This is a genomic window from Streptomyces sp. NPDC040610 (assembly GCF_055594065.1).
Genome location: NZ_JBVIXA010000003.1, coordinates 251,278 through 277,217, shown reverse-complemented (window position 1 = coordinate 277,217; position 25,940 = coordinate 251,278). Strand labels below are relative to the sequence as shown.

At 73.9% G+C, this 25,940-nt stretch carries 19 protein-coding genes; 9 read left to right on the top strand and 10 right to left on the bottom strand.

The genetic code is table 11. The annotated features are described in order from the left end of the window. Positions 1 to 31 precede the first annotated feature (31 nt). The 3 genes from ACZ6AA_RS13870 to metG are packed head-to-tail and all read left to right on the top strand — an operon-like array spanning position 32 to position 6,378. Positions 32 to 4,303, top strand: coding sequence for a tetratricopeptide repeat protein (locus tag ACZ6AA_RS13870; protein WP_471458092.1), 4,272 nt, complete (start codon positions 32 to 34; stop codon positions 4,301 to 4,303). After that, on the top strand, positions 4,300 to 4,716 hold the full coding sequence (locus ACZ6AA_RS13865; RefSeq protein ID WP_468454132.1) for a DUF4913 domain-containing protein: 417 nt from the start codon (positions 4,300 to 4,302) through the stop codon (positions 4,714 to 4,716). Before ACZ6AA_RS13870 ends, ACZ6AA_RS13865 begins: the two co-directional genes overlap by 4 nt. A gap of 33 nt (positions 4,717 to 4,749) precedes the next feature. Beyond that, positions 4,750 to 6,378 (top strand): methionine--tRNA ligase, encoded by a 1,629-nt coding sequence (gene metG / locus ACZ6AA_RS13860; RefSeq protein WP_468454130.1) that lies wholly within the window; start codon positions 4,750 to 4,752, stop codon positions 6,376 to 6,378. Between the two features lie 86 nt (positions 6,379 to 6,464). Here the strand turns inward: metG and ACZ6AA_RS13855 are convergent, their stop codons facing one another. The 3 genes from ACZ6AA_RS13855 to ACZ6AA_RS13845 form a co-directional block, all read right to left on the bottom strand. Continuing rightward, positions 6,465 to 7,283 carry a class I SAM-dependent methyltransferase gene (locus ACZ6AA_RS13855; RefSeq protein ID WP_471458089.1) on the bottom strand — a complete coding sequence of 273 codons (819 nt, stop codon included), beginning with the start codon at positions 7,281 to 7,283 and terminating at the stop codon, positions 6,465 to 6,467. Next, entirely contained in the window at positions 7,280 to 7,729 is a 450-nt protein-coding gene (locus ACZ6AA_RS13850) for a MarR family winged helix-turn-helix transcriptional regulator (RefSeq protein ID WP_468454126.1), read from the bottom strand. The genes ACZ6AA_RS13855 and ACZ6AA_RS13850 overlap by 4 nt, the downstream gene beginning before the upstream one ends. A 118-nt stretch (positions 7,730 to 7,847) precedes the next feature. Further along, positions 7,848 to 8,432 carry a TetR/AcrR family transcriptional regulator gene (locus ACZ6AA_RS13845; protein WP_468454125.1) on the bottom strand — a complete coding sequence of 195 codons (585 nt, stop codon included), beginning with the start codon at positions 8,430 to 8,432 and terminating at the stop codon, positions 7,848 to 7,850. Between the two features lie 117 nt (positions 8,433 to 8,549). Here ACZ6AA_RS13845 and ACZ6AA_RS13840 point away from each other — a divergent pair, with 117 nt between their 5' ends. Then, positions 8,550 to 9,419, top strand: a complete 870-nt coding sequence (locus tag ACZ6AA_RS13840; RefSeq protein ID WP_468454123.1) for an NAD(P)-dependent oxidoreductase — start codon at positions 8,550 to 8,552, stop codon at positions 9,417 to 9,419. Positions 9,420 to 9,508: 89 nt separating this feature from the next. Next, the gene (locus tag ACZ6AA_RS13835) at positions 9,509 to 13,390 is read left to right on the top strand and encodes a hypothetical protein (protein ID WP_471458086.1); all 3,882 of its coding nucleotides are present in this window, start codon (positions 9,509 to 9,511) and stop codon (positions 13,388 to 13,390) included. Here the strand turns inward: ACZ6AA_RS13835 and ACZ6AA_RS13830 are convergent. After that, positions 13,362 to 14,213, bottom strand: a complete 852-nt coding sequence (locus ACZ6AA_RS13830; protein ID WP_468454119.1) for a helix-turn-helix domain-containing protein — start codon at positions 14,211 to 14,213, stop codon at positions 13,362 to 13,364. The genes ACZ6AA_RS13835 and ACZ6AA_RS13830 overlap by 29 nt on opposite strands. A gap of 270 nt (positions 14,214 to 14,483) precedes the next feature. On the opposite strand from ACZ6AA_RS13830, the gene ACZ6AA_RS13825 reads away from it, so the two are divergent. Then, the gene (locus ACZ6AA_RS13825) at positions 14,484 to 15,008 is read left to right on the top strand and encodes an ATP-binding protein (protein WP_468454117.1); all 525 of its coding nucleotides are present in this window, start codon (positions 14,484 to 14,486) and stop codon (positions 15,006 to 15,008) included. Here ACZ6AA_RS13825 and ACZ6AA_RS13820 read toward each other — a convergent pair. After that, positions 14,951 to 16,447, bottom strand: a complete 1,497-nt coding sequence (locus ACZ6AA_RS13820) for an MFS transporter (RefSeq protein ID WP_471458083.1) — start codon at positions 16,445 to 16,447, stop codon at positions 14,951 to 14,953. The genes ACZ6AA_RS13825 and ACZ6AA_RS13820 overlap by 58 nt on opposite strands. A 312-nt stretch (positions 16,448 to 16,759) precedes the next feature. Here ACZ6AA_RS13820 and ACZ6AA_RS13815 point away from each other — a divergent pair, with 312 nt between their 5' ends. Continuing rightward, positions 16,760 to 16,972, top strand: coding sequence for a hypothetical protein (locus ACZ6AA_RS13815; protein WP_468454113.1), 213 nt, complete (start codon positions 16,760 to 16,762; stop codon positions 16,970 to 16,972). Between the two features lie 10 nt (positions 16,973 to 16,982). Here ACZ6AA_RS13815 and ACZ6AA_RS13810 read toward each other — a convergent pair whose 3' ends face one another. The 4 genes from ACZ6AA_RS13810 to ACZ6AA_RS13795 all read right to left on the bottom strand — a co-directional run bounded on the left by ACZ6AA_RS13810 (position 16,983) and on the right by ACZ6AA_RS13795 (position 23,022). Next, positions 16,983 to 18,566 carry an amino acid ABC transporter substrate-binding protein gene (locus ACZ6AA_RS13810; RefSeq protein ID WP_468454111.1) on the bottom strand — a complete coding sequence of 528 codons (1,584 nt, stop codon included), beginning with the start codon at positions 18,564 to 18,566 and terminating at the stop codon, positions 16,983 to 16,985. 119 nt (positions 18,567 to 18,685) lie between these two features. Continuing rightward, complete coding sequence (locus ACZ6AA_RS13805; RefSeq protein ID WP_471458081.1) at positions 18,686 to 20,962, bottom strand: hypothetical protein; 2,277 nt, start codon at positions 20,960 to 20,962, stop codon at positions 18,686 to 18,688. Positions 20,963 to 21,166: 204 nt separating this feature from the next. Beyond that, complete coding sequence (locus ACZ6AA_RS13800) at positions 21,167 to 22,381, bottom strand: winged helix DNA-binding domain-containing protein (RefSeq protein ID WP_471458079.1); 1,215 nt, start codon at positions 22,379 to 22,381, stop codon at positions 21,167 to 21,169. Further along, positions 22,378 to 23,022: a TetR/AcrR family transcriptional regulator gene (locus ACZ6AA_RS13795; protein WP_471458077.1), complete on the bottom strand. Its 645-nt coding sequence runs from the start codon at positions 23,020 to 23,022 to the stop codon at positions 22,378 to 22,380. Before ACZ6AA_RS13795 ends, ACZ6AA_RS13800 begins: the two co-directional genes overlap by 4 nt. A gap of 195 nt (positions 23,023 to 23,217) precedes the next feature. On the opposite strand from ACZ6AA_RS13795, the gene ACZ6AA_RS13790 reads away from it, so the two are divergent. Together ACZ6AA_RS13790 and ACZ6AA_RS13785 are read left to right on the top strand one after the other, a co-directional pair. Beyond that, positions 23,218 to 23,604 (top strand): VOC family protein, encoded by a 387-nt coding sequence (locus ACZ6AA_RS13790; protein ID WP_468454103.1) that lies wholly within the window; start codon positions 23,218 to 23,220, stop codon positions 23,602 to 23,604. A 2-nt stretch (positions 23,605 to 23,606) separates the two neighbouring features. Continuing rightward, positions 23,607 to 23,993 carry a VOC family protein gene (locus tag ACZ6AA_RS13785; RefSeq protein WP_468454101.1) on the top strand — a complete coding sequence of 129 codons (387 nt, stop codon included), beginning with the start codon at positions 23,607 to 23,609 and terminating at the stop codon, positions 23,991 to 23,993. Between the two features lie 110 nt (positions 23,994 to 24,103). On the opposite strand, the gene aspS is transcribed toward ACZ6AA_RS13785, so the two are convergent. Next, on the bottom strand, positions 24,104 to 25,906 hold the full coding sequence (gene aspS, locus ACZ6AA_RS13780) for an aspartate--tRNA ligase (RefSeq protein WP_468454099.1): 1,803 nt from the start codon (positions 25,904 to 25,906) through the stop codon (positions 24,104 to 24,106). Between the last annotated feature and the right edge of the window lie 34 nt (positions 25,907 to 25,940).

Here is a 25,940-nt window from a genome sequence, read left to right as displayed (position 1 = left end):
GGTCCTGGAACACGTCCGCGGAGGTGGTGACTTGGAGCAGGACCGCGTCGTGCGTGTCGTCACGCGTACGCAGCCGGACAGCGCCAGGACCGGCCCGCCCCCCGCCGTCTCCGGCACCGGCTACCTCATCGCCCCGCGCCTCGTCCTCACCGCCGCCCACCTCCTCCCGCCCGGCGGCGCCAGGCCGACCGTCCTCCTGCCGGGCACCGACAGGCCCTATGCCGCCGCGGTCCGCTGGCGCCGGGACGCCGACGCGGAGGGCGGCGTGCTCGATGCCGCCCTGGTGGAGATCCGGGACGCGGACTGGCGGCCGCCCGACTCCTTCCAGGACCGGGTGGGGCGCCGCCCGCAGCGCTGGGGGCGCCTCGTCACCCACAACCTGGGGCAGTCCGTCTGCTGTCACGGATTTCCCCGGATGCAGCGCGAGGGGGCGGACGGCCTTCCCGGCGGCAACAGCGGTGTCATGGAGCAGATCTCCGCCCGGATCAATCCGCTCACCGGCTATCCGGCCCGGCGCTACGAACTCGTCGGGCCGGTCGGCGCGTTCGGGACCGGGCGCGACCTGGACTCCCCCTGGGCCGGGATGTCCGGCGCCGCCGTGTTCACCGCCGAGCCCACCGGCGTGGCGCACGAACTGCGGCCGGGCGACCTGCTGTTGGGGGTCGTACGGGCCGACCGGCAGGCCGGGACAGGGGTGCGGCTGAGTGTGACGCGGACCGAGGACCTGCTTGCGGACCATGTGTTCCGGGCGGTCGTGGAGGAGCACAGCGGCCTGCCGCCCGAACTTGAGGCCGCCGAACTCGCGGGGCTGATCGCGCCCGTGCGGGTCCTCCGGGAGCTGCGGTCGCCGCTGATGGTGCTGCGCGCGGACGTGGAGGCGGTGTCGTTCCGGGGGCGCGAGAAGGAGCTGCGGGAGCTGCGGAACTGGTGCGTGGAGTCCGACGCGGCGCACCAGGTCGGCACGCTCGTCGGGACGGGCGGGCAGGGCAAGTCGCGCCTCGCCAGGGAGCTTTCCGCGCGGCTGCGCGCCGACGGGTGGGTGGCGGGGCGGCTGCGGCACGAGGTGCTGTACGGCGACAGCGCACGCCTGGAGCAGCGGCTGCGGCCGCTGATAGACGTACGGCATCCGACGCTGGTCGTCGTCGACTACGCGGAGACCCGCCCGGACCTGGTGCGCGCGCTCGCGGCGCTGGCCGACGACGCCCGGGACCGGTTCCGGATCCTGCTCCTGGCCCGGTCGATGGGGACGTGGCTGACGTCGGCCCTCGGCCGTCCCGGGCCCCGGCCCGGCGCGGGGGCGGGGCCCGGGGCGGCCGGGAGCGGGCCCGGCGTGCTCGGTGTGCTGGGGGTGCCGGACTTCAGCCTGCGGCCGCTGTACACGACGCAGGGCCCGGCCGCGGAGGCGTTCCGGCTCGCGGTCGCCGACCTGGCGCGGGTGCTGCGCCTCGTACCGGGGTACGGCGAGGTCAACTGGCCGTCGATCGCCGCGGAGGTGCAGCCGCCGGTCCTCCAGGACGGGCACGAGAGTCCGCTGTCGCTGCACATGCGGGCCCTTGAGGCGCTGCTGCGCAAGGGCCTCCCGGGGGCGGCAGGCGGGCCCGGGGCGCCCGAGCACGGGCTGCTTGAGCAGGCCCTGCTGGAGCAGGAGGCGGGCTACTGGGCCAGCGCCGCCGTCTCCGCCGGACTCGGCGACGGCACCGGCACCGGCCCGCTGCTGCGCCGTGCCGTCGCCGCCGCCACCCTGTGCGGCGCCGCGGGCCGCGACGAGGCGCGCGCGACGCTGGCCCGGCTCCCGCACGCGGGCCCGGTGCCGGTGGACGACCTCGACGAGTGGCTGCGCCGCCTCTACCCCGCGGCGCAGGACCGGCACTGGGGCGGCCTGCACCCGGACCGGGTCGCCGAGTACCAGGCGTCGCAGGAGGTCGCCGACGACCCGGGGCTGCTCGTCGCGCTGCTCACCGGGGCGTCCGACGAGCAGTGGACGACGGCCTTCACCGTCCTGACCCGGTCGGTGATCACGCACACCAACGAGGGGCGCCCCGAGCGGGCGCGCACGGTGCTCGACCTGCTGGGCCGCGCGCTGGACGAGGTGCCGGTGAGCACGGCGGCGCTGCGGGCGTGCCTGGACACGCTGCCGCGCCAGTCCCATGTGCTCACGCGGTTCGCCGTGCGCGTCGCCGAGCAGTTGGTGGGGAGCTACGCGAGCGCCTCCGGGGCCGGTGCTCCGGGCGGCCCGGCCGGGCCCAGTGACGTCGAACGCGCCCGTGACCAGCACCACTTGGCGCGCTGCCTCGGCGAACTCGCCCGCTGGGAGGAGGCCCTGCAGGCCGCGCAGAGCGCCCTCGGCCTGCGGCGGCGGCTCACGGAGGCGGATCCCCGTACGCACGAGGCGGATCTCGCGGCCACGTACGACCTGTGCGCCTGGTGCCTGGCCGGGATAGAGGAGCTGGAGCGGGCGCACCAGCTCATCGGTCGTGCCCTCGCCATCCAGCGCCGCCTGGACCGGGACCGGCCCGAGCGGTACCGCAGCGGTCTGGTCGAGTTCCTGCGCACGGCCGCCGCCATCGAGTGGCGGCGCGGCGACCGGGAGGGCTCCAACCGGCACAGCGACGAGGCCGCCGACCTCAGCCGCTGGCTGCAGAGCACCCAGCCCGGCGAGCACCTCAACCTGCTCATCGGCTCCCTGAACGGGCAGAGCATCGGCTACTGGAACGACGGCCGCTACACGGAGGCGACCCGCGTCACCGCCGAGTCCCTGCGCATCCTGGACGAGCAGGTCGCCGTCAACCGGGACGCGTACGCCCCGTTCCTCGCCGAGGCCCTGCTGTCCCAGGCCCTCAACTTCGACCAGGCGGGCCGCTACGAGGAAGCCATCGACCTGGCCCACCGCTCCGTCGAGCTGCGCCGCTCCCTGGCCGCGGACCTCCCCGACCGGCACGGCTTCGCGCTCGGGGAGGCGCTGCACAACCTCGCGTGGATCGAGTACGACGCGGGGAAGCGGGAGGCGGCCGTCCGCTGGATGCGGGAGGCCGTCGAGGTGCGCGGGGCCCTCGACGAGCACGCGCCGCGCTTCCGGCACGCCCGCGACCACAGCAGGTCCCTGCACGCCCTCGCCGACATGCTCGCCGACACGGACGCCGGTCTCGACGAGGCGGTGACCGCCCTCGAACGGGCCCTGGACATCCGCCGCCACCCCGGCCCGCACGGCGTCAACCCGAACGTCGCCGTCGCCGACACCCTCATCGACCTCGGCCGCTACCGGCGCCGTCGTGGCCAACTGCCCGCCGCCGACCGCGACGCGGAGCTGGCCGGGGCGGTACGGGACCTCCAGGAGTGCGTGGCCCTGCGCCGCGACCTGGCCGCCGAGGACCCGGCGGAGCACCGGGGCGACCTGTGCGACGCCCTGCTCACCCTCGCCGGCGTCTACGAACTGGCGGGCAAGGACGTCGCCCACCGGGTGCTGCTTCGCGAGGCCCTGCCCGTCGCGCGCACCCTCGCCGCCGCCGACGAGGCCTGGCGGCCCGACCTGGCCGCGTGCCTGTCCGACCTGGCCTGGGAGTACGTGTGGACGCGGCGCGCCCCGGCGGGCCTGGACCTCCTGACGGAGGCCGTCGCGGTCCTGGACGCGCTGCCCGCCGAGCGCCGCGAGGGCCTGGCGGCCGCCCTCGGCAGCCATCTGGTGCGGCTGCGCATGACCCAGGCGAAGCTGGGGCTGCACACGGCGGAGGCCCGCACGGCGGAGCGGATCGTGGCGGAGCTGCGCCGCAGGGAGGCGCGGCGGCTCGCGGAGGAGCGGGAGGCCGCGGAGGAGCGGCGGCCCCCGCCCCCGGGCCTGTCCTTCGACCCGTCCATCGGTACGGCGCTCGTCGCGCTCGGCCTCGCGTACGCCCGCGCCGGTCGGCACACCGAGGCCCTGCGGCAGGCGGCGGACGGCATGGCGCTGGTGCGTGCGCACGCGGCCGGGGAGTCGGTGGCCTGGCTGGCCGAGGCCCTCGGCACGCACGCCCGGACGCTCCTGGTGTGCGCCCGCGCCACCGGCCGCCGGGCCACCGCCGAGGCCGCCCTCGCCCCGGCCCGCGAGGCGGTGGACCTGCTGCGCCGGGCGTGGCTCGCCGACCAGGAGACGCACGCGCTCGGCCTGCGGGACGCGGTGCTCTGCCTCGCCGACGTCTGCGCCCAGCTGGGCCGCGAGGACGAGGCCCGCTACGTACGCGGACACCTGGCGGCTCCACCACGGCCCCGCACCCCCTCGCTCTCGCCCCCGACCTCGCCCTCGCCCCCGACAGGAGAGACCGCCACATGACCACGGACCGGGCCCAGCTGATCGACGAGGAGCAGCGCGCGCCGCTGGCGTTCAGCAGCCTGCAGGAGTTCGTCTCCGACTACCTCGCGCTGATCATCCAGCGCCGCACGGACGACGGCAGTCACCTCTGGTGTCCGTCCTGGTGGGCGCACCCCGAGGCGATCGCCCGGCTCGCCGCGCTGTGGCGGGCCTTCGAGTACCTGCGGTCGGATCCGGCGCTCGGCCTGTCCAACTGGTGGCTGCACCACGCAGACCCCCACCTCGCGATGCTGCTCAGCCCGACCGGGCCGTTCCACGCCTGCGCGCAGGGGCACCGGTCGGACGCCGAGCGGCTGCCGCTGGACCGGATGCCCGCGGGCCTGATGGACGACCCGGTGTTCACGGTCCTGGTGGGCGACCCCTTCGCCATGTGAGTGGATCTTCGTTGGGCCGTTAGGATTTCGACCATGGCGGCCACTGGATCCGAGAAGCAGGGGGCGAACGACGTGCAGTCGTACTACGTCTCGACCCCCATTTACTACGTCAACGACGCTCCTCACCTGGGCCACGCCTACACGACCGTCGCAGGCGACGTGCTCACGCGCTGGCACCGTCAGCGCGGCGAGAAGGTGTGGTACCTCACCGGCACGGACGAGCACGGTCAGAAGATCATGCGCACGGCCGAGACGCACGGGGTCTCCCCGCAGGAGTGGTGCGACAAGCTCGTCGAGGAGGCCTGGCGGCCCCTCTGGGAGCACCTGAACATCGCCAACGACGACTTCATCCGTACGACGGAGAAGCGGCACACGGACCGGGTGCAGGAGTTCGTCCAGGATCTCTACGACAAGGGCGAGATCTACAAGGGCGGCTACGAGGGCCCGTACTGCGTCGGCTGTGAGGAGTACAAGCTCCCGGGCGAGCTTCTCGACGGCGAGGGCGAGTTCGCGGGCGAGAAGCTCTGCCCGATCCACAAGAAGCCGGTGGAGCTGCTCAGCGAGGAGAACTACTTCTTCAAGCTGAGCGAGTACACGGAGCGGCTGCTCGCGCACTACGAGGCGAACCCGGGCTTCATCCAGCCCGAGTCGGCGCGCAACGAGGTCGTGAACTTCGTCCGCCAGGGCCTGCAGGACCTGTCGATCTCGCGCTCGACCTTCGACTGGGGCGTCCCGGTCCCGTGGGACGCCAAGCACGTCATCTACGTGTGGGTCGACGCGCTCCTGAACTACGCGACGGCCGTCGGGTACGGCGCGGACGAGGCGAAGTTCGCCTCGACCTTCCCGGCGAACGTGCACCTCGTCGGCAAGGACATCCTGCGCTTCCACGCGGTGATCTGGCCCGCGATGCTGATGGCGCAGGGCCTGCCGCTGCCCGGGAAGGTCGCCGCCAACGGCTGGCTGATGGTCGGCGGCGAGAAGATGTCCAAGTCGAACCTGACGGGCATCAAGCCGCAGGACCTGACGTCCCACTTCGGCGTGGACGCCTACCGCTGGTACTTCCTGCGGGCCATCGCCTTCGGCCAGGACGGCTCGTTCTCGTGGGAGGACTTCACGGCCCGCTACACCAGCGAGCTGGCCAACGACTACGGCAACCTCGCATCCCGCGTCGCCGCCATGGTCGGCAAGTACTTCGGCGGCGCCCTGCCCGCCGACGAGGCGCCCGGCGAGGCCGAGCAGGCGGTCCGGGACGGCCTGGCCAAGGCGGTCGCGGAGGCCGACCGGCGCGTCGGCGACGACCTGGACTTCCAGGGCGGCATCCTCGCCGTCTTCGACTTCGTGAAGCAGGTCAACGGCTACATCACGGAGCAGGAGCCGTGGAAGGTCGCCAAGGACGAATCCCCCGAGGGCAAGGCGCGCCTCGCGACCATCCTCTACACGGCCGCCGAGTCGCTCCGCGCGGTCGCGGTGCTCCTGAACCCGGTCATGCCCGAGACCTCGCAGCGGCTCTGGGACTCCCTCGGCGCCGAGGCCCCGCTGGGTGCCCTCGCCGACCAGCGGGTCCAGGACGCGGGCACGTGGGGCCTGCTGCCCGCGGGCGCAACGGTGACGAAGGGCGCGGTGCTCTTCCCGCGTCTGGAGGAGCCGAAGAAGGACGCGTGAGTCCTTCCCGTACGTGAGCGAGGGCCCCGGAACCGACCAGGTTCCGGGGCCCTCGTGCTCGTACGTCTCCGTACGAACCCGTGCGCTCAGCCGCCCTTCACCGCGTGCAGGACATGCAGGCCGCGCGCGCCCGTGGCGCTGTGCCGCACGGTCAGACCGGCCTGCCGGCACTCCCTCTCCAGCCAGCCGGAGGCGATCCGGAGCTTCGGGTAGCTGCTGGTCCGCAGGGTCCAGGTGCCGTCGGCGGCGCGGCTGTGCACCAGGTCGTGGACGGTGACCCGGTCCTCGTCCGCGTACTCCAGGAAGCACGTCATGATCCGGTCCTCGCCGGAGCGCACGGGCAGCACGCGGTCGGTGCCGTGCAGCGGCTCGGTGAGGTCGCGGTAGGTGATGACGAGGTGGCCGCCGTCCGCGAGGGCCGTCGCGGTGGCGGCGAGCAGCGCGGTCACGTCGTCCCGGGCGGGCAGGTGCGTGAGGGTGTCGCCCATGCAGACGACGGCGTGGGCGGTGCCGGGCGGGGCGAGGTCGGGCAGGGCGGTGCGCAGGTCGGCGTGGACGGGGCGGACGTCGGCCGCGGCGGCCGCCGCCAGCACGGCCAGTTCGTCGAGCAGCGCCGCGCTGGTGTCGACGGCGAGGACCGGCGCGAAGCCGAGCCCGGCGAGGGCCAGGGCCTGGGTGCCGGGCCCGCAGCCGAGGTCGACGGCGGTCGCGCCGCCGTCCGGCGCCGGGCCGACGCCGAGGCCGCGCAGCAGGTCGGCCTGGTGGGCCGCCGCCGCAGGGATGTCGCCGCCGAGCATCCAGGAGAAGTGCTCGGCGAGGAGGGTGTCGTAGTGGGCGGTGGCTTCGGTGGTGGCGGTGGTCGTGGCGTCGGTGGTGGCTCGGGTCGTCGTACCGGTACCGGTCATGCGGAACTCCCGTTCCCTCGTATCCAGTCGGCCAGCTCGGCGAGGTGCACGTCGCGGTGCGCGGCCCCCAACTCGCCGCCGAGCGCCGCCCGGTAGGTCGGTGTGGCCTCGGCGTAGCGCGCCCGCCCGGCCGCGGTGAGCGCGGCGGTCACCGCGCGGCCGTCGCCCCCGCCGGGCACGCGCTCGGCGAGGTCCTGCGCCTCCAGGCGGGCGAGCAGCCGGGTCACAGTGCTGTCCTTCAGGCCGATGCGGTCGGCCAGCTCCCCCATGCGCATGGAGTCACCGGCCTCGGCGCGGCTGAGCGCGCACAGGGCGCGGTAGTCGGACAGCGGCAGGCCGTGGCGCCGCTGGAGCGTCAGATCGAGACGCCGCTCGATGCGGCCGAGCAGGCGGACGGCCATGCACCACCGGTCGTCCTCCTCGTCACTGGCGATGAGTGCGCTCATACGGGGGACGCTATCTGCTTGCACAAGCAAGTAGTGGGCGGGGTGGGGGAGTTGACCGCCTCGCGGGCGGGCCGCCGCCCGACGGCGGGATTCGGGCGGGCCGCCCGGCCAGGAATCCTCAGGCGTAGGAGCCGACCAGCCGCGCCAACTGCCGTCCGGCGGCCCGCAAGGGCTCCTCGCTGCGGGCCACCTGGGCTGTCACCTCGGCGCCTTCCAGGGCGCTGATGACGGTCGTCGCCACCTCGCGGGCGTCCTCGGGGGTGAAGCCGGAGTCGAGGAGTTTCTGCTCGACGATCCGCTCCCAGCCGAGCAGGGCCTGTGCGCACACGCGCTGGATCTCGGAGTCGGAGCCGAGGGTCTCCAGGGCGGCGGCGGTGACGGGGCAGCCGTCGGTCCAGCCGGACTCCCGCAGGCCGACGGCGAGTTCGACGGCGCAGGCCTGGACGGCGGCGCCGGGGTCGGCCTCGGCGGCCATGGCGGCGCGCAGCACGGCCGCGAACTCCTCGTCGCTGTACTTGATCGCGGCGACGGCGACGGCCGCCTTGCCGCCGGGGAAGAAGTGGTAGACGGACCCGAGCGTGGCCTCCGCCTCGGTGGCGATCTGCTTGATGCCGGTACCGACGTAGCCCTGACGCTGGATGAGCCGGGCGGCGACGGTGACGATGCGCTCACGCGTACTGGGGGGCGCGGTGTACTGACTCATCCCGCCACCTTACCCATCCTCTGAGTAGAGCGTTCGTTCTAGAGCTGTGCTACGTTTCCTCCGGGCGCTGGATAGAGCGCTCGTTCTAGTACTTTCCTCTACACACCGGAGACACCCATGCCTCAATCCGTCACCGTCATCGGACTCGGCCCCATGGGCCAGGCGATGGCTGCCGCCTATCTCGACCGGGGCTACGAGGTCACCCTCTGGAACCGCACCCCGTCCCGAGCCGACGCCCTGGTGGCGCGCGGCGCGAAGCTGGCGAGGACCACTGAAGAGGCCCTCGCCGCGAACGAGTTGGTGATCCTCAGCCTGATCGACTACGACGCGATGTACACGGCGTTCGCGGGGGCGGAGCACGCCGTCGCGGGCCGGGTCCTGGTGAACCTCAGCTCGGACGTGCCGGAGAAGACGCGCGCGGCGGCCCGCTGGGTGGAGGGGCTCGGCGGCACGCATCTGACGGGCGGGGTGCTGTCCCCGCCGCCGGGCATCGGCAGCCCGGACATGTCGACGTTCTACAGCGGCCCGCGCGAGGCGTACGAGAAGTACCGCACGGACCTGGAGGTCATCACCGGCCGGACGGACTACCGGGGCGAGGACCCGGGCCTGGCCGCCCTCATGTACCAGCTGAACATGGTCGTCTTCTGGCCCGCGATGCTCGCGTACTGGCAGGCGGTCGCGCTCGCGGGCGCGCACGGCATCAGCGCATCGGAGATCGCCCCGTACGCGTCCGAGAACTACGCGGGGATGCAGCAGTTCATCGACTTCTACGCGCCCCGCATCGACGCCGGGAACCACGCGGGCGACGTGGACCGCATCTCGATGGGCGTGGCGAGCATGGAGCACGTCGTCCACACGAACGCCGACGCGGGCGTGGACACGGCGTTCCCTGAGGCGGTCCTCGACGCGTTCCGCAAGGGCGCGGAGGCGGGCCACGGCGCGGACAGCTTCAGCAAGCTGGTCGACCTGATCCGAAAGCCGTCCTGACGCCCGGCGGCGATCGGCTCGACCCGCGTTCCCGCCCGCCCGTACCCTGAACACCGGCGCACGGCACGGCAGTCGGGGCGGAGGGGCACGTGGTCGACGGGGACGGCGGCGGTGCCGACGGGGGTGACACGTACGACGGCGCCTCCGACGGTGACACGTACAACAGCGTCTCCGGTGGGGAGCAGCACCACCTCATCCAGGGCGGGCGCTTCACCGGCCCCTTCACGTTCAACGGCCCCACCACCATCGGCCCCCCGCCCGGCCCGGCCATGGGGCCGCCCGCCCGCTCCGCGTACTGGGAACACGTGCGCCGGACCGCGCCGCGCCGGCTGGTCGACCGCGAGGCCGAGCTGGCCGACCTCGCCGACTTCTGCCGGGGCGCGGGAGACCGGTCGTACGCGTGGTGGCGGGCCGGGGCGTGGGCGGGCAAGACGGCCCTGCTCTCGTGGTTCGCGCTGCACCCGCCGCCGGGGGTGCGGGTCGTGCCGTTCTTCGTCACGGCGCGGTGGGCCGCGCAGAACGACCGGACGGCCTTCGTGGAGGTCGTCCTGGAGCAGCTCGCCGAGATGCTGGGCGAACCGCTGCCGCCGAACCTGACCGAGTCCACCCGCGAGGCCCACCTCCTGCAACTCCTCGGCCAGGCCGCCCAGGCGTGCGCGGCCCGTCACGAACACCTCATCCTCCTCGTGGACGGCCTCGACGAGGACCGGGGCGTGACGGCAGGGCCCGACGCGCACAGCATCGCCGGGCTGCTGCCCCAGCCGACCGTCCCCGCGCTGCGCGTCGTCGTCGCCGGCCGGCCCAATCCGCCGATCCCCACCGACGTCCCCGACCACCATCCGCTGCGCACGGCCTGTGCCGTACGGACCCTCACGCCCTCCGAGCGCGCCGGGGCCATCCGCGGCGCCGCGGAACGCGAACTGAGCCGCCTCTTCGCCAAGGGCGGGCTGCATCTGGACGCGCTCGGCCTGATCACGGCCGCACGCGGCGGTCTGACGGCGGAGGACCTGGCACGGCTCACGGAGTCGGCTCCGTACGAGTTGCAGGAGGTGCTCCGGACGAGCGCGGGCCGGACGTTCGAGGTGCGGGAGGGGGCGTCGGCCGGGAGCGGGACCTCCGGGCCGGAGGGGTCGGGCTCCGGCGGTGAGGCGTATCTGCTGGCCCACGAGGAGCTGCACCTCCAGGCCGAGCGGATGCTCGGCGCACCCCGCCTCGACGCCTTCCGGCAGCGGCTGCACGCCTGGGCCGACACCTACCGGGAGCGGGACTGGCCCGCGGACACCCCCGGCTATCTGCTGCGCGGGTACTTCGCGCTGGTACGCGCCCAGCAGGACCTCCCGCGCACGGTCACCCTGGCGGCGGACCCGGCCCGGCACGAACGGCTCTACCGCGCGACGGGCGGCGACGTCGCCGCCCTCGCCGAGATCCGCGACGCCCAGGAGGCGATCGTGGAGGCGGGCGGGCGACCGCACCTGCCGGACATGCTGCGGCTCACCCTGCACCGGGACGCGCTGACCCGCCGCAACGCGGCGCTGCCCGCCCGACTGCCCGAGGCGTGGGCGGCGTTGGGGCATGCGCGGCGGGCGGTGGCCCTCGCACAGAGCATCCCGGACCCGGACGAGCGCGTGGACGCCCTGCTGCGCGTCGCCGAGCGGGTGCGGGCGCGGGGCGAGCGGGGGCACGCGGTCGAGATCGTGGCGGACCTGGGCGCGGCCACGGCCAAGGACGGCGGCTCCGGCCCTCGCCTCGACCGCGTCGTCGGGACCTGGCTGGCCTGGGGCGAGGTGTCCCGCGCTGCGGACGTGGCCGGACGCCTGCCCGGGGGCGTGTGGAAGGAGAAGGCTCTGCCCGCAGTGGTGGCGGCGATGGCGGAGCGCGGGCCGGCCGAGGACGCGGAGCGCCTTGCCCGCGCGTCCGGCGACGACCGCACGCGGACGCTGTCCCTGATCCCCCTCGCCGAGGCCGCGGCGCGCGGGGGCGAGGACGAGCGCGCGGACGCGCTCTTCGCCGAGGCACGGACCGCGATCCTCGACAGCCACGTACTCAACGTGGACGCAGGATGGCGAGTCCTGGTGGCGCCGCCGGTCGAGCCAGGCGTCCATCGGCCCGCCGACGAGGACCAGGACCACCTCTGCTGTCGCGCGCTCGCACGGGCCCTCGCGGTCACCGGACGGCGTGAGGCGGCGAAGGACTTCGTCGAGTTGCTCCTGTCGACCGAGTGGCCCGACGACGCCTACTCGGTGGTCGCCCCCTCCTCGTACGAGATCACGCGCGACGCCGCCGACGCCGCGCGCGCCGAGATCGCCCTGGACATCGCCCGGTCCGGTGACCCCGAGGAGGCCGTCCGCTACCTCACCGCCGCCGAATCCCCCGCCACGACCTCCCCGCAGGTCGCCCGGGTGTGCGCCGTGCTCGTGGCCGCGGGCCGCCACGAGCTGGCCGAGGGCGTGGCCAGGAGCGCCCTCGGTGACATGGACGTCCGCCGCAAAGTACTGCTGCGCCTGGCGGAGGCGGGAGAGACCGGCCGGGCGGTGGACCTGGCCACCCCCCTGCACCGCAGCCCGGGGGTGGCCCTCGACCTGTGCCGCGTCCTCGTCCGCGAGGGCCGTCACCAGGACGCCGAATACGCGGCCCGTACGCTGCTGACGCCCCGGGACGGCCTGGTCGACGTGGCCCTGGCACTCGCGGAGGCGGGACGGACCGCGCAGGCCCTCGTACTCGCCGAGACGGTGCGTGCCTCGGCCCCGACCCCGCAGAACCTGTCGGCGATCTCCCTGATCCTGCTGGCCGCGGGCTGCGACGACGAGGCGGAGCGGACCCTGGCGGAGGCCGAGTCGGGCTACCGCCGGGTGCTTCCGCATCTCTCCGACGCCGAGAGCCGCGCCGAGGTGGCCGGGCACCTGGCCCGGGCGGGCTGCCCGGAGCAGGCGCTGCTCCTGCTCGCCGACGCCGAGGCGCTCCTGCGCGCCGAGACGGAGCGGCAGCACGACCACGAGGACCTCTGGGACCACGGCGACACCGGGTTCACGCCGCCTTTCCCTACCCCCACCGTGCTCGACCCCCTGCGGTCCCTCGTGGTCGACGCGCTGGTGGAGGCCGGTGAGGTCGACCGCGCGCTGGGCCACATCACCGCCAACCGCCTCGGCACCGCCCGCGACCTCACGCTGGTGGTACGCCGGTTGGCGGCCGACGGCCGGGCCAACCTCGCCGAGGCCGTCGTACGCGGCCTGCCGGATCCGGCGGACCGGGCCACCGCCCGCTGGGCGATCGTCGAGGTCCTCGCCGGGCGGGGCGCGGACGCGGACACCGTGGCGGTCTCCCAGCTCCTCGCCAGGCTCTCCGAGGGCGACTTCCCCGTCGAGGCGCTGGCGCAGGGGATCACCCGCCTGGCCGCCGTGGGCCGCCGCGATCTCGCGCTCGAACTGCACGCGCAGCTCGTGGCGACACCGGTCAACCCCGCCCAGTCACGCGGGGAGTCGGTCGCGAGAGCACGCGCGGCGTACGCGGTCGGCGACCATCCGACGGCGGAGGAACTGCTGGCGAAGGCCGATCGCGGGCATCCGCAGGACATGATCTCGCCGGACCTGGTGCGGGGGCTCCTTGCCACCGGGCAGGCGGAGCGGGCCGAGGAGTACATCCGGGAGCAGCTGGCCGCCCCCGACGCGTGGGTCCTCCTTGACGACCTGCCCGAACTGATCCGCATCCTCACCGAAGCGGGCGAGCACGACCGGGCCGAAGCCCTCCTCGAATCCTTCCCCAGGGCACCCGCCGTGCGGGACGCCTATGTGGTCCTGGCCCGCGCCCTGCCGCCCGACCGCGCCGCGCCCGCCGCGGCCCGCGCCGCCCACTTCGGCCCCTGGACGGCGGCCCTGCCCGCGCTGCTGCACGCGGACCCCGCCACGGTCGCCGTCCTCACGGCGCCCGAGGTGTGGTCGCGCCTGCTCACAGCTCCTTCGTCAGCCGATGGATGAAGTCCCGCGACCGCGCCGGATCCAGGGACGCCGACCTCACCTTGTGGAAGAGGGTGCGGAAGAGGGCCAGTTGGGGCCCCGCGTCCAGGAAGGGGCCGCCGTGGGGCTCGTCGCGCTTGGCGGTGTCGAGTGGGGGGACGGGGCCGCCGAGGTAGACCGCCGCCGCGTTGGCGCCCGCGAAGCCGTCGACGTCGAAGGGGACGACGCGGACCGTGACGTTGGGGCGCTCCGACTGGCGCAGGATGCGGGCCAGTTGGGCGCGGGCGACGTGCCGGTCGGCGACGCGGGTGCGCAGGACGGACTCGTGCAGGACGGCTTCGTACGGCACCGCGCCGGGGCGTTCGACGGCCACGCGGCGGCCCATGCGGTGGGCGACTCTCGGCTCCAGCGCGCCGACGGGGAGTTCGGGGGCCAGGTAGGAGAAGACGGCGCGGGCGTAGTCCTCGGTCTGGAGGATGCCGGGGACGTGGGCCGTGGCGGTCACGTGCAGGAAGGTGGCGTGGTGCTCCAGCTCCGCGAGGTCGAGGAAGGCGGGCGGTAAGACGCCCCGGTACTCCTCCCACCAGCCGCGGGTGCGGTCCTTCGCCATGCCGACGAGGCCCTCGACCAGGCCGGGGTCGACGCAGGCGTAGTGGGCGGCGAGCCTGCGCACCCGCGCCTCGCTCACCCCCGCGATCCCGGCCTCCATCTGGCTCATCTGGGCCGACGTCGAGCCGAGCAGCTCCGCCACCTCGCGGGCGGTCATCCCGGCGGCGTCCCGCAGCCTGCGCAGCTCCGTGCCGAGGCGGACCTGCCGGGCGGTGGGCCGATTCCTCGGCGGCATTCTCGACCTGCCCCTCAACGCTGTTCGCCGCAGGGCGTGTTGACGCCCCTCTTTCGGGGGGCAGGTTACGCGAACCTGTTGCCGTGGCAGAAATTACTGCCCTACCTTCGGTGATGAAGCGAACACCCACAGCAACTCCCCGCGACCACCCACAGCAACCCCCCGGGTCCGGAAGTGCACCGCGTCGCCCCGCCACAGCGGGCACCGGCAGGCCACCACCCCGAGAGAGTCGATCTCCTCCAACTCCTCATCGACCCAACGGAGTTACGCATGACCGAGAGCTGCGACCCCGGCGACGACTTCGACAAACCCCCCGCTGCCCCCTCTCCCCGGCCCGCCCTCACCCCCTCCCGGGCCCCCTCCCGAGCCCCCTCCCGGGCCCCCTGGCAGTACACCCTCCACATCCCCAACGACCTCCGAGCCGTCACTGTCTGTCGTCATACGCTCGGCCTGATCCTGACCGCCCACGGCCTCCCGCACCTCACCGACTCGGCGGAACTGGTCGCGACGGAGCTGGTGGCCAACGCGGTGACGCACACGAAGGGCCCGGCCGCCCTGCGCCTGCACTGGGCCGGGGGCATCCTCCGCATCGAGGTCTGGGACGCCGACCCCACCCCGCCCGAGCCCCCCGCGCCCGCGCCCCCGGCCAGGGACCTGGTCCTGGCGGAGGCCGGCCGCGGCCTCGCCCTGGTCAAGGGCTGCGCCGACGGCTGGGGCTGGTATCACCTGGGCGGCGCTCATCTGCCGGGTGGCGAGGGCAAGTTCGTCTGGTGCGAGCTGGCCGAGGCGGCGTGACGCCGCCGCGCCCCGAGCAGCGCCCACGCCACGCACGCCGCGCCCGCCAGGATCCCGGAGCCGACGAGCAGCGCGCCGGTGTAGCCGTGCACCGAGGCCTCCGTCGGGGTCGCGTCGCGGTGCTCGGCCAGATACGTCCCGGCCGCGCTGGACGCGATCGTGTTGAGCAGCGCCGTGCCGAGGGCAGCCCCCAACTGCTGCGAGGCGTTGTACGCGGCCGACGCGGCGCCGATGTCATGGCCCCTCATCCCGGCCGTCGCCAGGCTCGCCGTCGGCGGCAGGACACAGCCGAGGCCGAGGCCGGTGAGGGTCAGCGCCGGGACCAGGTACAGCCAGAAGACGTGCCCGCTGTCCGGGGTGAGGCGGGTCAGCAGGAACATCCCGGCGGCCGCCGCGAGCAGGCCCGGTACGACCAGGGCCACCGGCCGCGCCCTGCCGTGCAGCTTCCCCGCGATGAACGTCGCCCCGACCAGCGCCGCGAGGGCGTTGACGATCAGCGTCAGACCGGCCTCCACCGGCGAGTAGCCGAGCACCGTCTGCGTGTAATAGCTCATGAAGAGGTAGAAGCCGAACATCGCGACGAACAGCAGCGTGATCGCGAGGAACGCGCCCGCCCTGGCCCGGTGCACCAGGATGCGCAGCGGCAACAGCGGCCGCGGCGCCCGCAGTTCCACGGCGACGAACGCCCCGAGCAGCACCGCACCGGCGACGAGCAGCGCGAGCACCCGCCCCGAGCCCCACCCGCGCGGCTCCGCCTCGTTGAACGCGTACACCACCGCCGCGAAGCCCCCGGCGCTGAGCAGCGCGCCCGGCACGTCCAGGCGGCCGCCGCCCGCAGGGCGGCCCCTCGGCACGAACGTCGCCCCGACCACGGCGAGCAGCGCCAACGGCACATTCACATACAGGCACCACCGCCAACTCGCGTACTCCGTGAGCAGTCCGCCCGCCACCAGGCCCACCGCCGAGCCCGCCGCACCCACGGCCGCGAAGACCCCGAACGCCCGGCCCCGGGCCCGCGGCTCCGTGAACGTGATCGTCAGCAGGGAGAGCCCGGCGGGCGCGAGCAGCGCCGCGAACACCCCTTGCAGCGCGCGGGCCCCGAACAGCATCCCCGGGTTCGCCGCCGCCCCGCCCAGCGCCGACGCGGCGGCGAACCCGGCCAGGCCGACGACGAACGTACGACGGTGTCCGAGCGCCCCACTGATCCGGCCACCGATCAGGAGCAGCCCGCCGAACGCGAGGGCGTATGCCGTGACGGCCCACTGGCGGCTCGCGTCCGACATGTCGAGGGCGCGCTGCGCGGACGGCAGCGCGATGTTCACGATCGTCCCGTCCAGGACGACCAGGAGCTGCGCGGCGCTCACCGCGAGCAGCGTCCACCAGTGTGTGCTTCGTTCAGAGGGGGGACCGGTCACCCGTTCCGTGTCTGCGGCAGTCATGGATTCAAGTGTTTCGTTGAAGGACTTCCGGAGACTTTCGGACGGCGAGGGGCGGCGAAGGGCGCGGTGGGGGCGGCCGAGGCGCCGGGAAAGTCTCAAGCGGGGGTGCGGGCGAGGGGCGCGCGAGAGGCACGGGAGGGATGCGGGAGGGATGCGGGAGGGATGCGGGAGGGATGCGGGAGGGATGCGGGAGGAGGGGCCTACCGGCGGGCCCCCGGGCCCTGGCTGGATATATACGCTCCCAGTGAGCTGTTGATCACTTCGTGATCGGTCTCACTTCGCCTTCACTCCGGCGCACGTACGCTTCACAGTATGGCCACGAATCCCGCTTCCGAGAGCCGGCGGTCCTCGCGCACCGCCGACGAGGTGAACGAGGAGATCCGTGCGCTGTGGCTGCGCTGCGGCGGGCGGCTGAGCACCGAGCAGCGCCGGGAGTATCAACGCTTGGTGACGGAATGGGCGACGGCGGAAGCCGAGAGTCACAGGTCGTCGACGCGGCACAACTCACCGACCCGAGCGGCCTGACCGACCGGAATCAGTCCGTCCCGCTCGGGACGACGCAGTCCTTGGGCTGTACGCGCCCCTCCGGCCAGCCAAGACCCACGAACGCCAGCCTTCGCGTTCGCGGATCCAGCCGCACCACCGCCACCGGCTTGTCGTAGGGATTGCCCGCGTTGGTGAGGCACACCCACCCGCTGGTTCCGGCCACCCGGTGCGCGGACTCCAGACGGGACCACTGGGCGGACACGCGCTCGCGGGGCGGCACCTCGCCGGGCGACTGCGCGTTCGCGAGGAACACCGCCTCCGCGATGGTGCGCAGCCCGTCGTGCACGAGCATGGTGCGGGAGTCGTCGAGATCGACCGGGCCGATGTCCCCGGCGCGCTGCCCCGCGGCGAGCCCCCGCAGCTCCGCCAACTGCCGCTGCGGCTCCACCAGATACCCGGGTCGCTTCCGCTCGCCGCTCAGCTCCCGGTCCCACGCCCCGGGATGCGCGGGCGCGGTGTACTGCACGGTGACGGCGGCGTGCCGCGTGCTCGCGTCGCCCTGGAGCTTCTTCCAGTCGGCCTCGCTCATGTACCGGTCGAGGGTCGCCGCCCCCGACCCGCTCACGATCGTGTACCGCTTCCCGTCGCACGGCACCTCCGCCAGCTTGATCGCGAAGAGCCGCAGATGGACGGGGCGCCCGGCGAAGTAGACGACGCGTGCGCGGGACTGGCAGATGTTGTGGCCGATGAGGGAGAAGTCGTTGCCGGTCGCCCCGGCCTCGTTGATCGACGGGGACGTGAACTCCTGGTCCTTGGCGCCGGGCGGCCCCGGCTCGTCCGCGCTGAACGCCCGCGCGAGGGACTCCACGTAGATGTCGTCGGGGCGGGTGTCCTTGACCAGGACGGTGTCCTGGTCCCGCAGCCCGCGGTGGAACTCGGCGAGCGCCTGGGCCTGTTGGCGGTTGGTGGGGATCACCCGGGCCAGGCCCTTGAAGCGCGGCTTGGCCTCGCGGCCCTCGGGGTTGGCGAGTTCGTCGGCGCTCGCGCGGCTGATCAGGACGGGGATGCGCAGCTCGTTGGTGAGCCGGTCCACAGCGTCGACGGTGGTGCGCAGGCTCAGGTTGAAGCCGGTGACCGCGCGCAGGTTGTGCTTCGGGGAGTCCGCGAGCCGGGCCAGGTCGTCGACGACCCGCGCCTGCTGGGCGTAGTTCCGGCCGGGGTTGGCGAGGACGAGGCGGAGCAGGGGCTTCTGCTCACTGCGGTTCGCGCGGTACTGCGCGAGATAGGCGCCCTGGACGTCGCTGCGCAGTTGCTTGCGTTCGACCGCGGAGTCCGGCTGGAGGGGCAGCATCATCGCGACGGTGACGTGCGGCTTGTCCTCCACGCGCCGGTTCTCCTCGGCGATGGCGGCGCTGACCTTGCTGATCTCGGGGGTGCCGAAGTCGTAGCCGGAGCCGTTGACGCCGACGCACTCGCCGCCGTGCCGCTCCACGCCGTCGGCGCAGGTGTCGGGGCCGCCCACGTTGCGCGGTACGAGGATGCCCGCCGCCGTCCCCACCGCCACGACGACCAGGACGGTCACGGTCTTCTTCAGGGGGGTGGCCCACAGATGGTTGTACAGCCAGTTCAGCACCGCGTACGCCCTCTCCCGCCGTTCACCGTCGCCGCCTCCTCCTGAGCCCTTCGCCGACCGAGTCCTCGCCGACCGAGCCCCTCGCCGACCGGGCGTCGGCCCGGCCGGAGCCCGTAGCGCTAGCCGATGTGCCGCGTGCACGCGCACGGGCTCAACGGCTGTCTCTCCTGGGCGAGTTGCGCCCACTCACCGGCCTTGCGCGTGAGCACCTCCGTCCCCGGCACCGGCTCCTCGCCGAGCCGGTCGAGCAACGGCCGCCACGTCCCGGTCAGCGCCTGGTCGACCGGGCGCGTCCGGTCCTCGTACAGCCACACCGCGTGCAGCAGCCGGTCGACGCGGCGCCGCAGCCAGTCGCCACCGGCGGACGGGGCCTCGCCGAGCGCGCGGGCGTGCCGGTCGTCCGGGGTGCCGGACAGCGGGACCGCGCACGGGGCGCCCGCGACGGCAAGGAGTTCCTCGCACCACTGCGCCATGGAACGCGAGGCGTCCCGCAGCGGGAACGCCCCGGTCAGCTGGTCCACGGCCGCCTCGACGCCCCCGGCCGCGAGCTGGTGGTGCGCCGCGTGCGCGCCCGCCGTGCCGCACTGTGCGTCGGCGTCGGGGGCCGGGCGGGCCGCGAAGTGGTCGCGCAGCAGCTCGTGGTCCCGCTGCCAGGCGGCGCCGTCCGGGCGCAGCCGGTACAGCCGCCGCATCAGCAGATGCCGCAGCCCCCGGTCGCCGATGAAGTGGCGCGGGCACTGCGGCCAGCCGCTGTCGGCGAGGAGTTCGGTGATGCGGTACGCGGACAGGCGCTCGTCGCGGCCTTCTTGGCGGGCCTGCATCAGGCGCTGCGCGCATGCCCCGGTGTGGGCGACCGACAGATGGCTGAGCAGGTCGAGCCAGTGGTCGTGCTGCTCGGGCGGCAGTTCCTCGGGGAGCTGGCGGGTCACCAGGTCGTCCAGGAGCAGCTCGGCGACCGGCACCGGGCGCCCCTCCGGCTCCGCCCGCGAGCGCACCGGCGCGTCGAGCAGGTCCCAGTCGGTGAACGCGGCCGGGTCCGGCGCCCGCAGCGACGCCGCGCCCTCGCCGAGCCGCGTGACGAACCGGGGCCGCCCGCCGCCGAGCCGGTGGATCCCGCTCTCCACGCGCAACCGCGACGCGTGCTCGCCCGGCTGGTGCCCGGGGGGACCGGGGTGGCCGGGGCCCGCGTGGCCCACGTGACCTGCGTGACCGGAGCGGCTCCCGTGCCCCCCGTACCCCGCCTGACCCGCCTGCCCGGACCGCCCCCCATGCCCCTGCAACCGCGCCACCTCATTGTTCTGCTGTTCCGTCGTCAGCCTCGGCATGCCGACGAGCAGGGCGCCCCGCGCGGGCGCGACGAGCCCCGGCACACCCCCCTGCCTGCGCTCCCACCCGGGCAGCCCGCCGTCACCAGGACCCCAGGCCGTCACCACCTCCGCGTCGGCGTCCGTCGACCGGTACAGGAAGCGGCCGCCGTCCGCGCGGCGGGCCGTCGCGCACACCACCACGCGGTCGTGGTGCCCGCTCTCCCGGTCGAGCAGGACGGGCCGCAGCAGCCGTCGGCCGAGGGCGTTGTCGGCGTGGTCGAGCAGCACGGCGGGCCGCCCGGCCCGCGCCATCCGGCCCCGTACCGAGGTGTACGCGGCCTCGACGTCCTCGCGCAGCGCCCGGAACAGGAAGCTCTCGGCGTTGGCGCGGCCCTCGCCGCCCTGCTGGAAGTCGACGCTCAGGGCGTGCAGTCCGAGCCGGGGGTGTCCGGCCGCGCCCGAGTAGGCGCCGTAGCAGTCCTCCAGGGTGGCCCTGCCCTCCGAGGAGATCCGCTCGAAGAGTTCGTCGAGGATGGCGGTGATGAGCGGGGTGGCCAGCGGCTGGGCGGCGAGCAGGGCCGCGAGCGCGGCGAGGTAGGAGCGGAACGCGCGGTGCAGCACACCGCCCCAGAACGAGCCCTTCGGCAGCAGGTCGTCGTGCCTGCGCACCTCGTCGAGACCGGCGGCCTGGCCCGCGAGCGGATCCCCGGCCGCGACGGCCACCAGGCCCGCGTACAGCCGCGGCACGCCGATGGCCCCGCCGTCCCCGCCCCAGGCGCCGAACTGGACGGCCAACTCCCGCAAGGCCTCGGTGACTTCGGAGCGCGTGCTGGGGTGCTGGGCGGCCCGTGCGGCGTGCACGGGCGCGGCGCAGTCGAGGTGGGCGGCCGGCACGTGGCGCCCGAACTCGTCCCGTACACAGCGCAGCAGCCGCCCCTTGCCCATGCCGGGGCCGCCGGTGAGGAACACCACCGGCAGGTCGGGCCCGTACAGGAGCGGGCGGTTGCGCCCCTTGCAGGTCTTGCCGAGCAGCCGGGCGAACAGGCCGTCGTCGTCCAGCAGCTTGCCGAATCCCAGATCGTCGGACACCGGCCCCCCGATGTGTCGCCGTTCTGCCCGTCCGGCGCACACGCGCCGTGTGCGCCCCGCGTGCACGCACCGTATGCGTGATGAACCGTCAGAGTAGTGGAGTGGCCCGGGAATGGAAGCGAAATGTCCGAGCCGACATCACCGGGCGGGGCCCTCGTGTTCGCCGGGCGGGGCCCTCGTGGACCATGGCCCGCACCCGGCGCATCAGCGCTTCCCGCCCGCCAACTCCCGCTCCAGCGGCGTCCGGTAGGCCGGAGTGACCCGCGTCGGCCCGAGCCACTCGGCCAGCTCCCTGGCCCGCCCGGCCACCGCCTCGCGCGCCGCCGCGCCCACGTCCGTGAGCAGCCGGTACGCCACCTCCCCCGTCGCGCGCTGCGCCCACGCCCCGACGATCCGGCCGTCGGCCCACACGGTCGGGCCGATGTTGCCGTTGCGGTCGAAGAGGGCGGGCACGTGCGCCGGGTCGAGGTAGAAGTCGCGGTGGCGGCGGCCCATCGGCGTGGGGTCGAGGCCGGGCAGCAGGGCGACCCAGGGCTCGGCGGCGGGCACGGGGTCCTCGTCGTCGGGCGCGAGATGGCCGGTGCCGCCGTCGTCCAGGTCCACGTCCCGCGCGCCCACCGCGGCAAGGGCCTTGCGCGCGTCGGTGAGCGTCCAGCCGGTCCACCACTTCAGGTCGTCCACGGTGACCGGGCCGAAGGCGTACAGATAGCGGCGGGCCAGGGCGGCCTTGGCGGCGGGCGGGTCCAGGTCGGGGTCGGGGGTGGAGGCATGGGCCGGGTCGAGGGCCGGGGGCTCGGGTGCGAGCGTCCACCGGAACTGGCTGGAGGTCCACGCGCCGCGCGGCCTGGCCCGCCGGATCCGCCCCTCGGCCGCGAGGACCCGCAGGATCCGGGAGCCCGCGGTCTGCCAGGACGCGTACGACTTGCCGGGGCTGACCAGCGCCTTCTCGCTCAACTCCGGCACGTCACGGGCGAGTTCGGCGGCGCCCGCGGCGCCCCGGGCGGCCAGCGCGGCGAGCGCGGCCCGCTCCACGGCGGCGTACCGGCGCTCGTCCCAGCCGATCCCCGCGAGGAACGCGAGCGAGCCCGCGCGCTCCTTGGCGGCGACGGCCCGCGCGGTCGAGGCGTGCACGAGCGGCGCGAGCGGGGTCGGCACGACGAACATGGTGCGCCGCATGCACAGCATCCGCGTCACCGTGAGGTCGTCGTAGAGCCCCCGCTCCACCTCGGCGACGGACGGCTCCGCGAGCCGGGCCGCGGCGGACAGGAACACCGTCGCCGGGTCGGTGGCGTGCAGGCCGACCAGGGCGTCGGCGACGTCCTCGATCCGGTCGGCGCGGGTGCCGGGCGCGAGCAGGTGCCGGGCGCCGAGCCGGGCACGCCGCTCGGCGTCCGTGACGGCGCGCCGCCGGGCGATCACCGCCCGCCCTCCGGCCCCGACCCCGGCTCCGACCCGGCCTCCGACCCCGACGTACCGGCGTCATCCCCGAGCGCCGGATTGGGCACGAGAATGCGCCGCAGCACCCGCTCGACCTCCGCCCGGGTGGGCGGCTCCGGCGCGGCCAGGGCCCGCAGGCTCACGCCCAGGAGCGCGACACCGGCCGCCTCGGCGGTGTCCGCGTCGGTGTAGTGGGCGAGGGCCCGCACGGAGAGCCGGTGGTGCTGCTCGGCGATATCCCGCAGGGCGGGGCGGCGCATGGCGGCGGCGTACAGCTCGAACTCCACCATCTGCCGGTCGCGTTCGGGCCCGTCCTCGGGCGGCAGTACGGCGTCGGCGAGCAGCACGGCGCACTGCTCGGCGGTGAGGCCGGGGCGGCGCGCGACCCACTCGTCGAGATACGCCCCGAACCGGTCGACGGAGCGGCGCAGGGCGGCCGCGATCAGGTCGTCCTTCGTGGCGAAGTGGTACGTCGTCGCGCCCAGCGGCACGCCCGCCTCGGCGGCGACCGCGCGGTGCGTGAGCCCCTCGATGCCGCGCTCGGCGATGACCCGCTCGGTGGCGGCGACGATCTCCTCGACCCGCCGCGCCGGATCCCGGCGACGACGCCCTTCGACGGCCATACGGGGCTCCTCCACCTACGGGGACGACTTGATCAGTACATACGTACCGTAATGCCAAGCACCACGCCAGCGGAAATTGAATGCGAAAGATGTCCGTATTGCGCCACTACCGAATCTCCCTTACAGTACAGATGTACTAGTCGCTGCCGCACTAGGCACTGCCCCCCTCCCCCCCACCCCCGAGAGGTGATCCCCATGAGTGCCCCCACCATCGCCCCCTGCCTCGGCGTCACGGACACCGACGTGACCGTCGCGTTCTACGAGAAGCTCGGCTTCACCGCGCTGCCCGGCAACGACGACCCCGAGGACGACCTGCGCATCCTGCTGTTCGAGGGCCGGTTCGCGCTGATGGTCCACCGCGCCGAGCACCTGCGGAAGTGGCTGCCGGTGCACAAGGACTTCCCGGTGGGCGCCTTCGGCATGTTCTATCTGGGCGTGGCCGACTTCGACGGGTACGTGGAGCGGATCAGGCCGCTGGTCGACGTGATCAAGGAGACCGACGTCGAGGGCCGCAGGATCCTGTACTTCACCGACCCCGACGGCTACGTCATCGGCGTCAACCAGCGCCAGGAGGGCGAGTGACCATGACAGCGAACCCCGTCACCGCCAAGGTCGCCTCGTACGCCTTCTGGGGCCACGACGGCCGCGCGCTCGCCGACTTCTGGGCGGCGGCGCTCGGCTGGCGGCGCACCCAGGACTACCCGGACGAGAACGGCGTCCCCGTCGCCTTCACGGTCACCGACGGCACGACGACGTACATCTTCTACACGGCCAAGGACCACAGGCCGCCGAACTGGCCCGCCGAGGAACTGCCCTTCCACCTCGACCTGAGCTTCCCGGACGTCGCGGCGGCCGAGAGCCGCCTGCTCGGCCTCGGCGCGACCAAGCCGGAGCACCAGCCCGGCGGGGAGCACTGGACGGTCCTCCTGGACCCGTCGGGACAGCCGTTCTGCGTCAGCGGCGGCGCCTGACGCGGCCCCCGGAGCCGCGACGCGCTGGCTGAACCTGCGCGCGCGTACGCGAACAGCGAAGGGCCCCGACCGCGTCAGCGGTCGGGGCCCTTCCAGCCGTGTGCCGGAGGCTACTTGGCGTCCTGCTCACCCTGGCCGGAGGCCGCCTTGGCGGGGGCGGCCGGCTTGCGGAGCGCGATGTTCAGCTCCTTGAGGCGGGACTCCTCAAGCACCGTCGGGGCGCCCATCATCAGGTCCTGGGCGTTGCCGTTGAGCGGGAAGGCGATCGTCTCGCGGATGTTCGGCTCGTCGGCGAGCAGCATCACCATGCGGTCGACGCCGGGGGCGATGCCGCCGTGCGGCGGGGCGCCGAGGCGGAACGCGCGCAGCATGCCCGCGAACTCCTGCTCGACCGTCTCCGCCTCGTAGCCCGCGATCTCGAAGGCCTTCAGCATGACCTCGGGCTCGTGGTTGCGGATGGCGCCGGAGGACAGCTCGATGCCGTTGCAGACGATGTCGTACTGCCAGGCGAGGATGTCGAGCGGGTCCTTCTCCTCCAGGTCCTTCATGCCGCCCTGGGGCATGGAGAAGGGGTTGTGGGAGAAGTCGATGCGACCCGTCTCCTCGTCCTTCTCGTACATCGGGAAGTCGACGATCCAGCAGAACCGGAAGACGTTCTCCTCGAAGTGCCCGGCGCGCTTGGCGGCCTCGACGCGCACCGCGCTCATGATCTTCGAGACCTCGTCGAACTCGCCCGCGCCGAAGAAGACGGCGTGGCCGGGGGCGAGGGAGAGGCGCTTGGTCAGCTCCTCGACATCGCCCTCGGTCAGGAACTTGGCGATCGGTCCCGTCAGCGAGCCGTCCTCGGCGACGCGCACCCAGGCCAGGCCCTTCGCGCCGTGCTCGACCGCGTACTCACCGAGGCCGTCGAAGAACTTGCGGGACTGCGACGCGGTGTCCGGCACCGGCAGGGCACGCACGTGCTTGCCCGCGAACGCCTTGAACTCCGAGTCGGCGAACACGTCCGTGATGTCGACGAGTTCCAGCTTGGCGCGCAGGTCGGGCTTGTCGTTGCCGTACTTCAGCATCGACTCGCGGAACGGGATGCGCGGGAAGGGGGAGGTCACCTCGCGGCCGTTGCCGAACTCGGTGAAGATCTCCGTCATCAGCCTCTCGATCGGCTGGAAGACGTCCTCCTGCTCGACGAAGCTCATCTCCACGTCGAGCTGGTAGAACTCGCCCGGCGAGCGGTCCGCGCGGGCGTCCTCGTCGCGGAAGCAGGGCGCGATCTGGAAGTACCGGTCGAAGCCGGAGATCATCAGGAGCTGCTTGAACTGCTGCGGGGCCTGCGGCAGGGCGTAGAACTTGCCCGGGTTCAGGCGGGACGGGACCACGAAGTCACGGGCGCCCTCGGGGGAGGTCGCGGTGAGGATCGGCGTCGCCATCTCGTTGAAGCCGAGGGCCACCATCTTGGAGCGGATCGAGGCGATCACGGCGCTGCGCAGCATGATGTTGCGGTGCATGCGCTCGCGGCGCAGGTCCAGGAAGCGGTACTCCAGGCGCCGCTCCTCGTTGACCCCGTCCTCGGCGTTGATCGTGAAGGGCAGCGGGGCGGCCGCTCCGAGCACCTCGACCTCGACGGCCTCGATCTCGATCTCGCCGGTCGGCAGCTCCGGGTTCACGTTCTCCGCGCCGCGCGAGACGACCTTGCCGTCGACGCGGACGACCGTCTCCTTGGAGAGCTTGTCCAGGGTCTCGGCGGCGGCGGTGCCGGGGCGGGCGACCAGCTGCGTGATGCCGTAGTGATCGCGGAGGTCGATGAAGAGGATGCCGCCCAGGTCGCGCCGATTGTGCAGCCATCCGCTCAGCCGGACGTCGGTGCCGACGTCAGAGGCCCGGAGCTCACCGCACGTGTGCGACCTGTACCGATGCATCGTCGTTCATCCAGTCTTTCGGGATCGGGGAGTG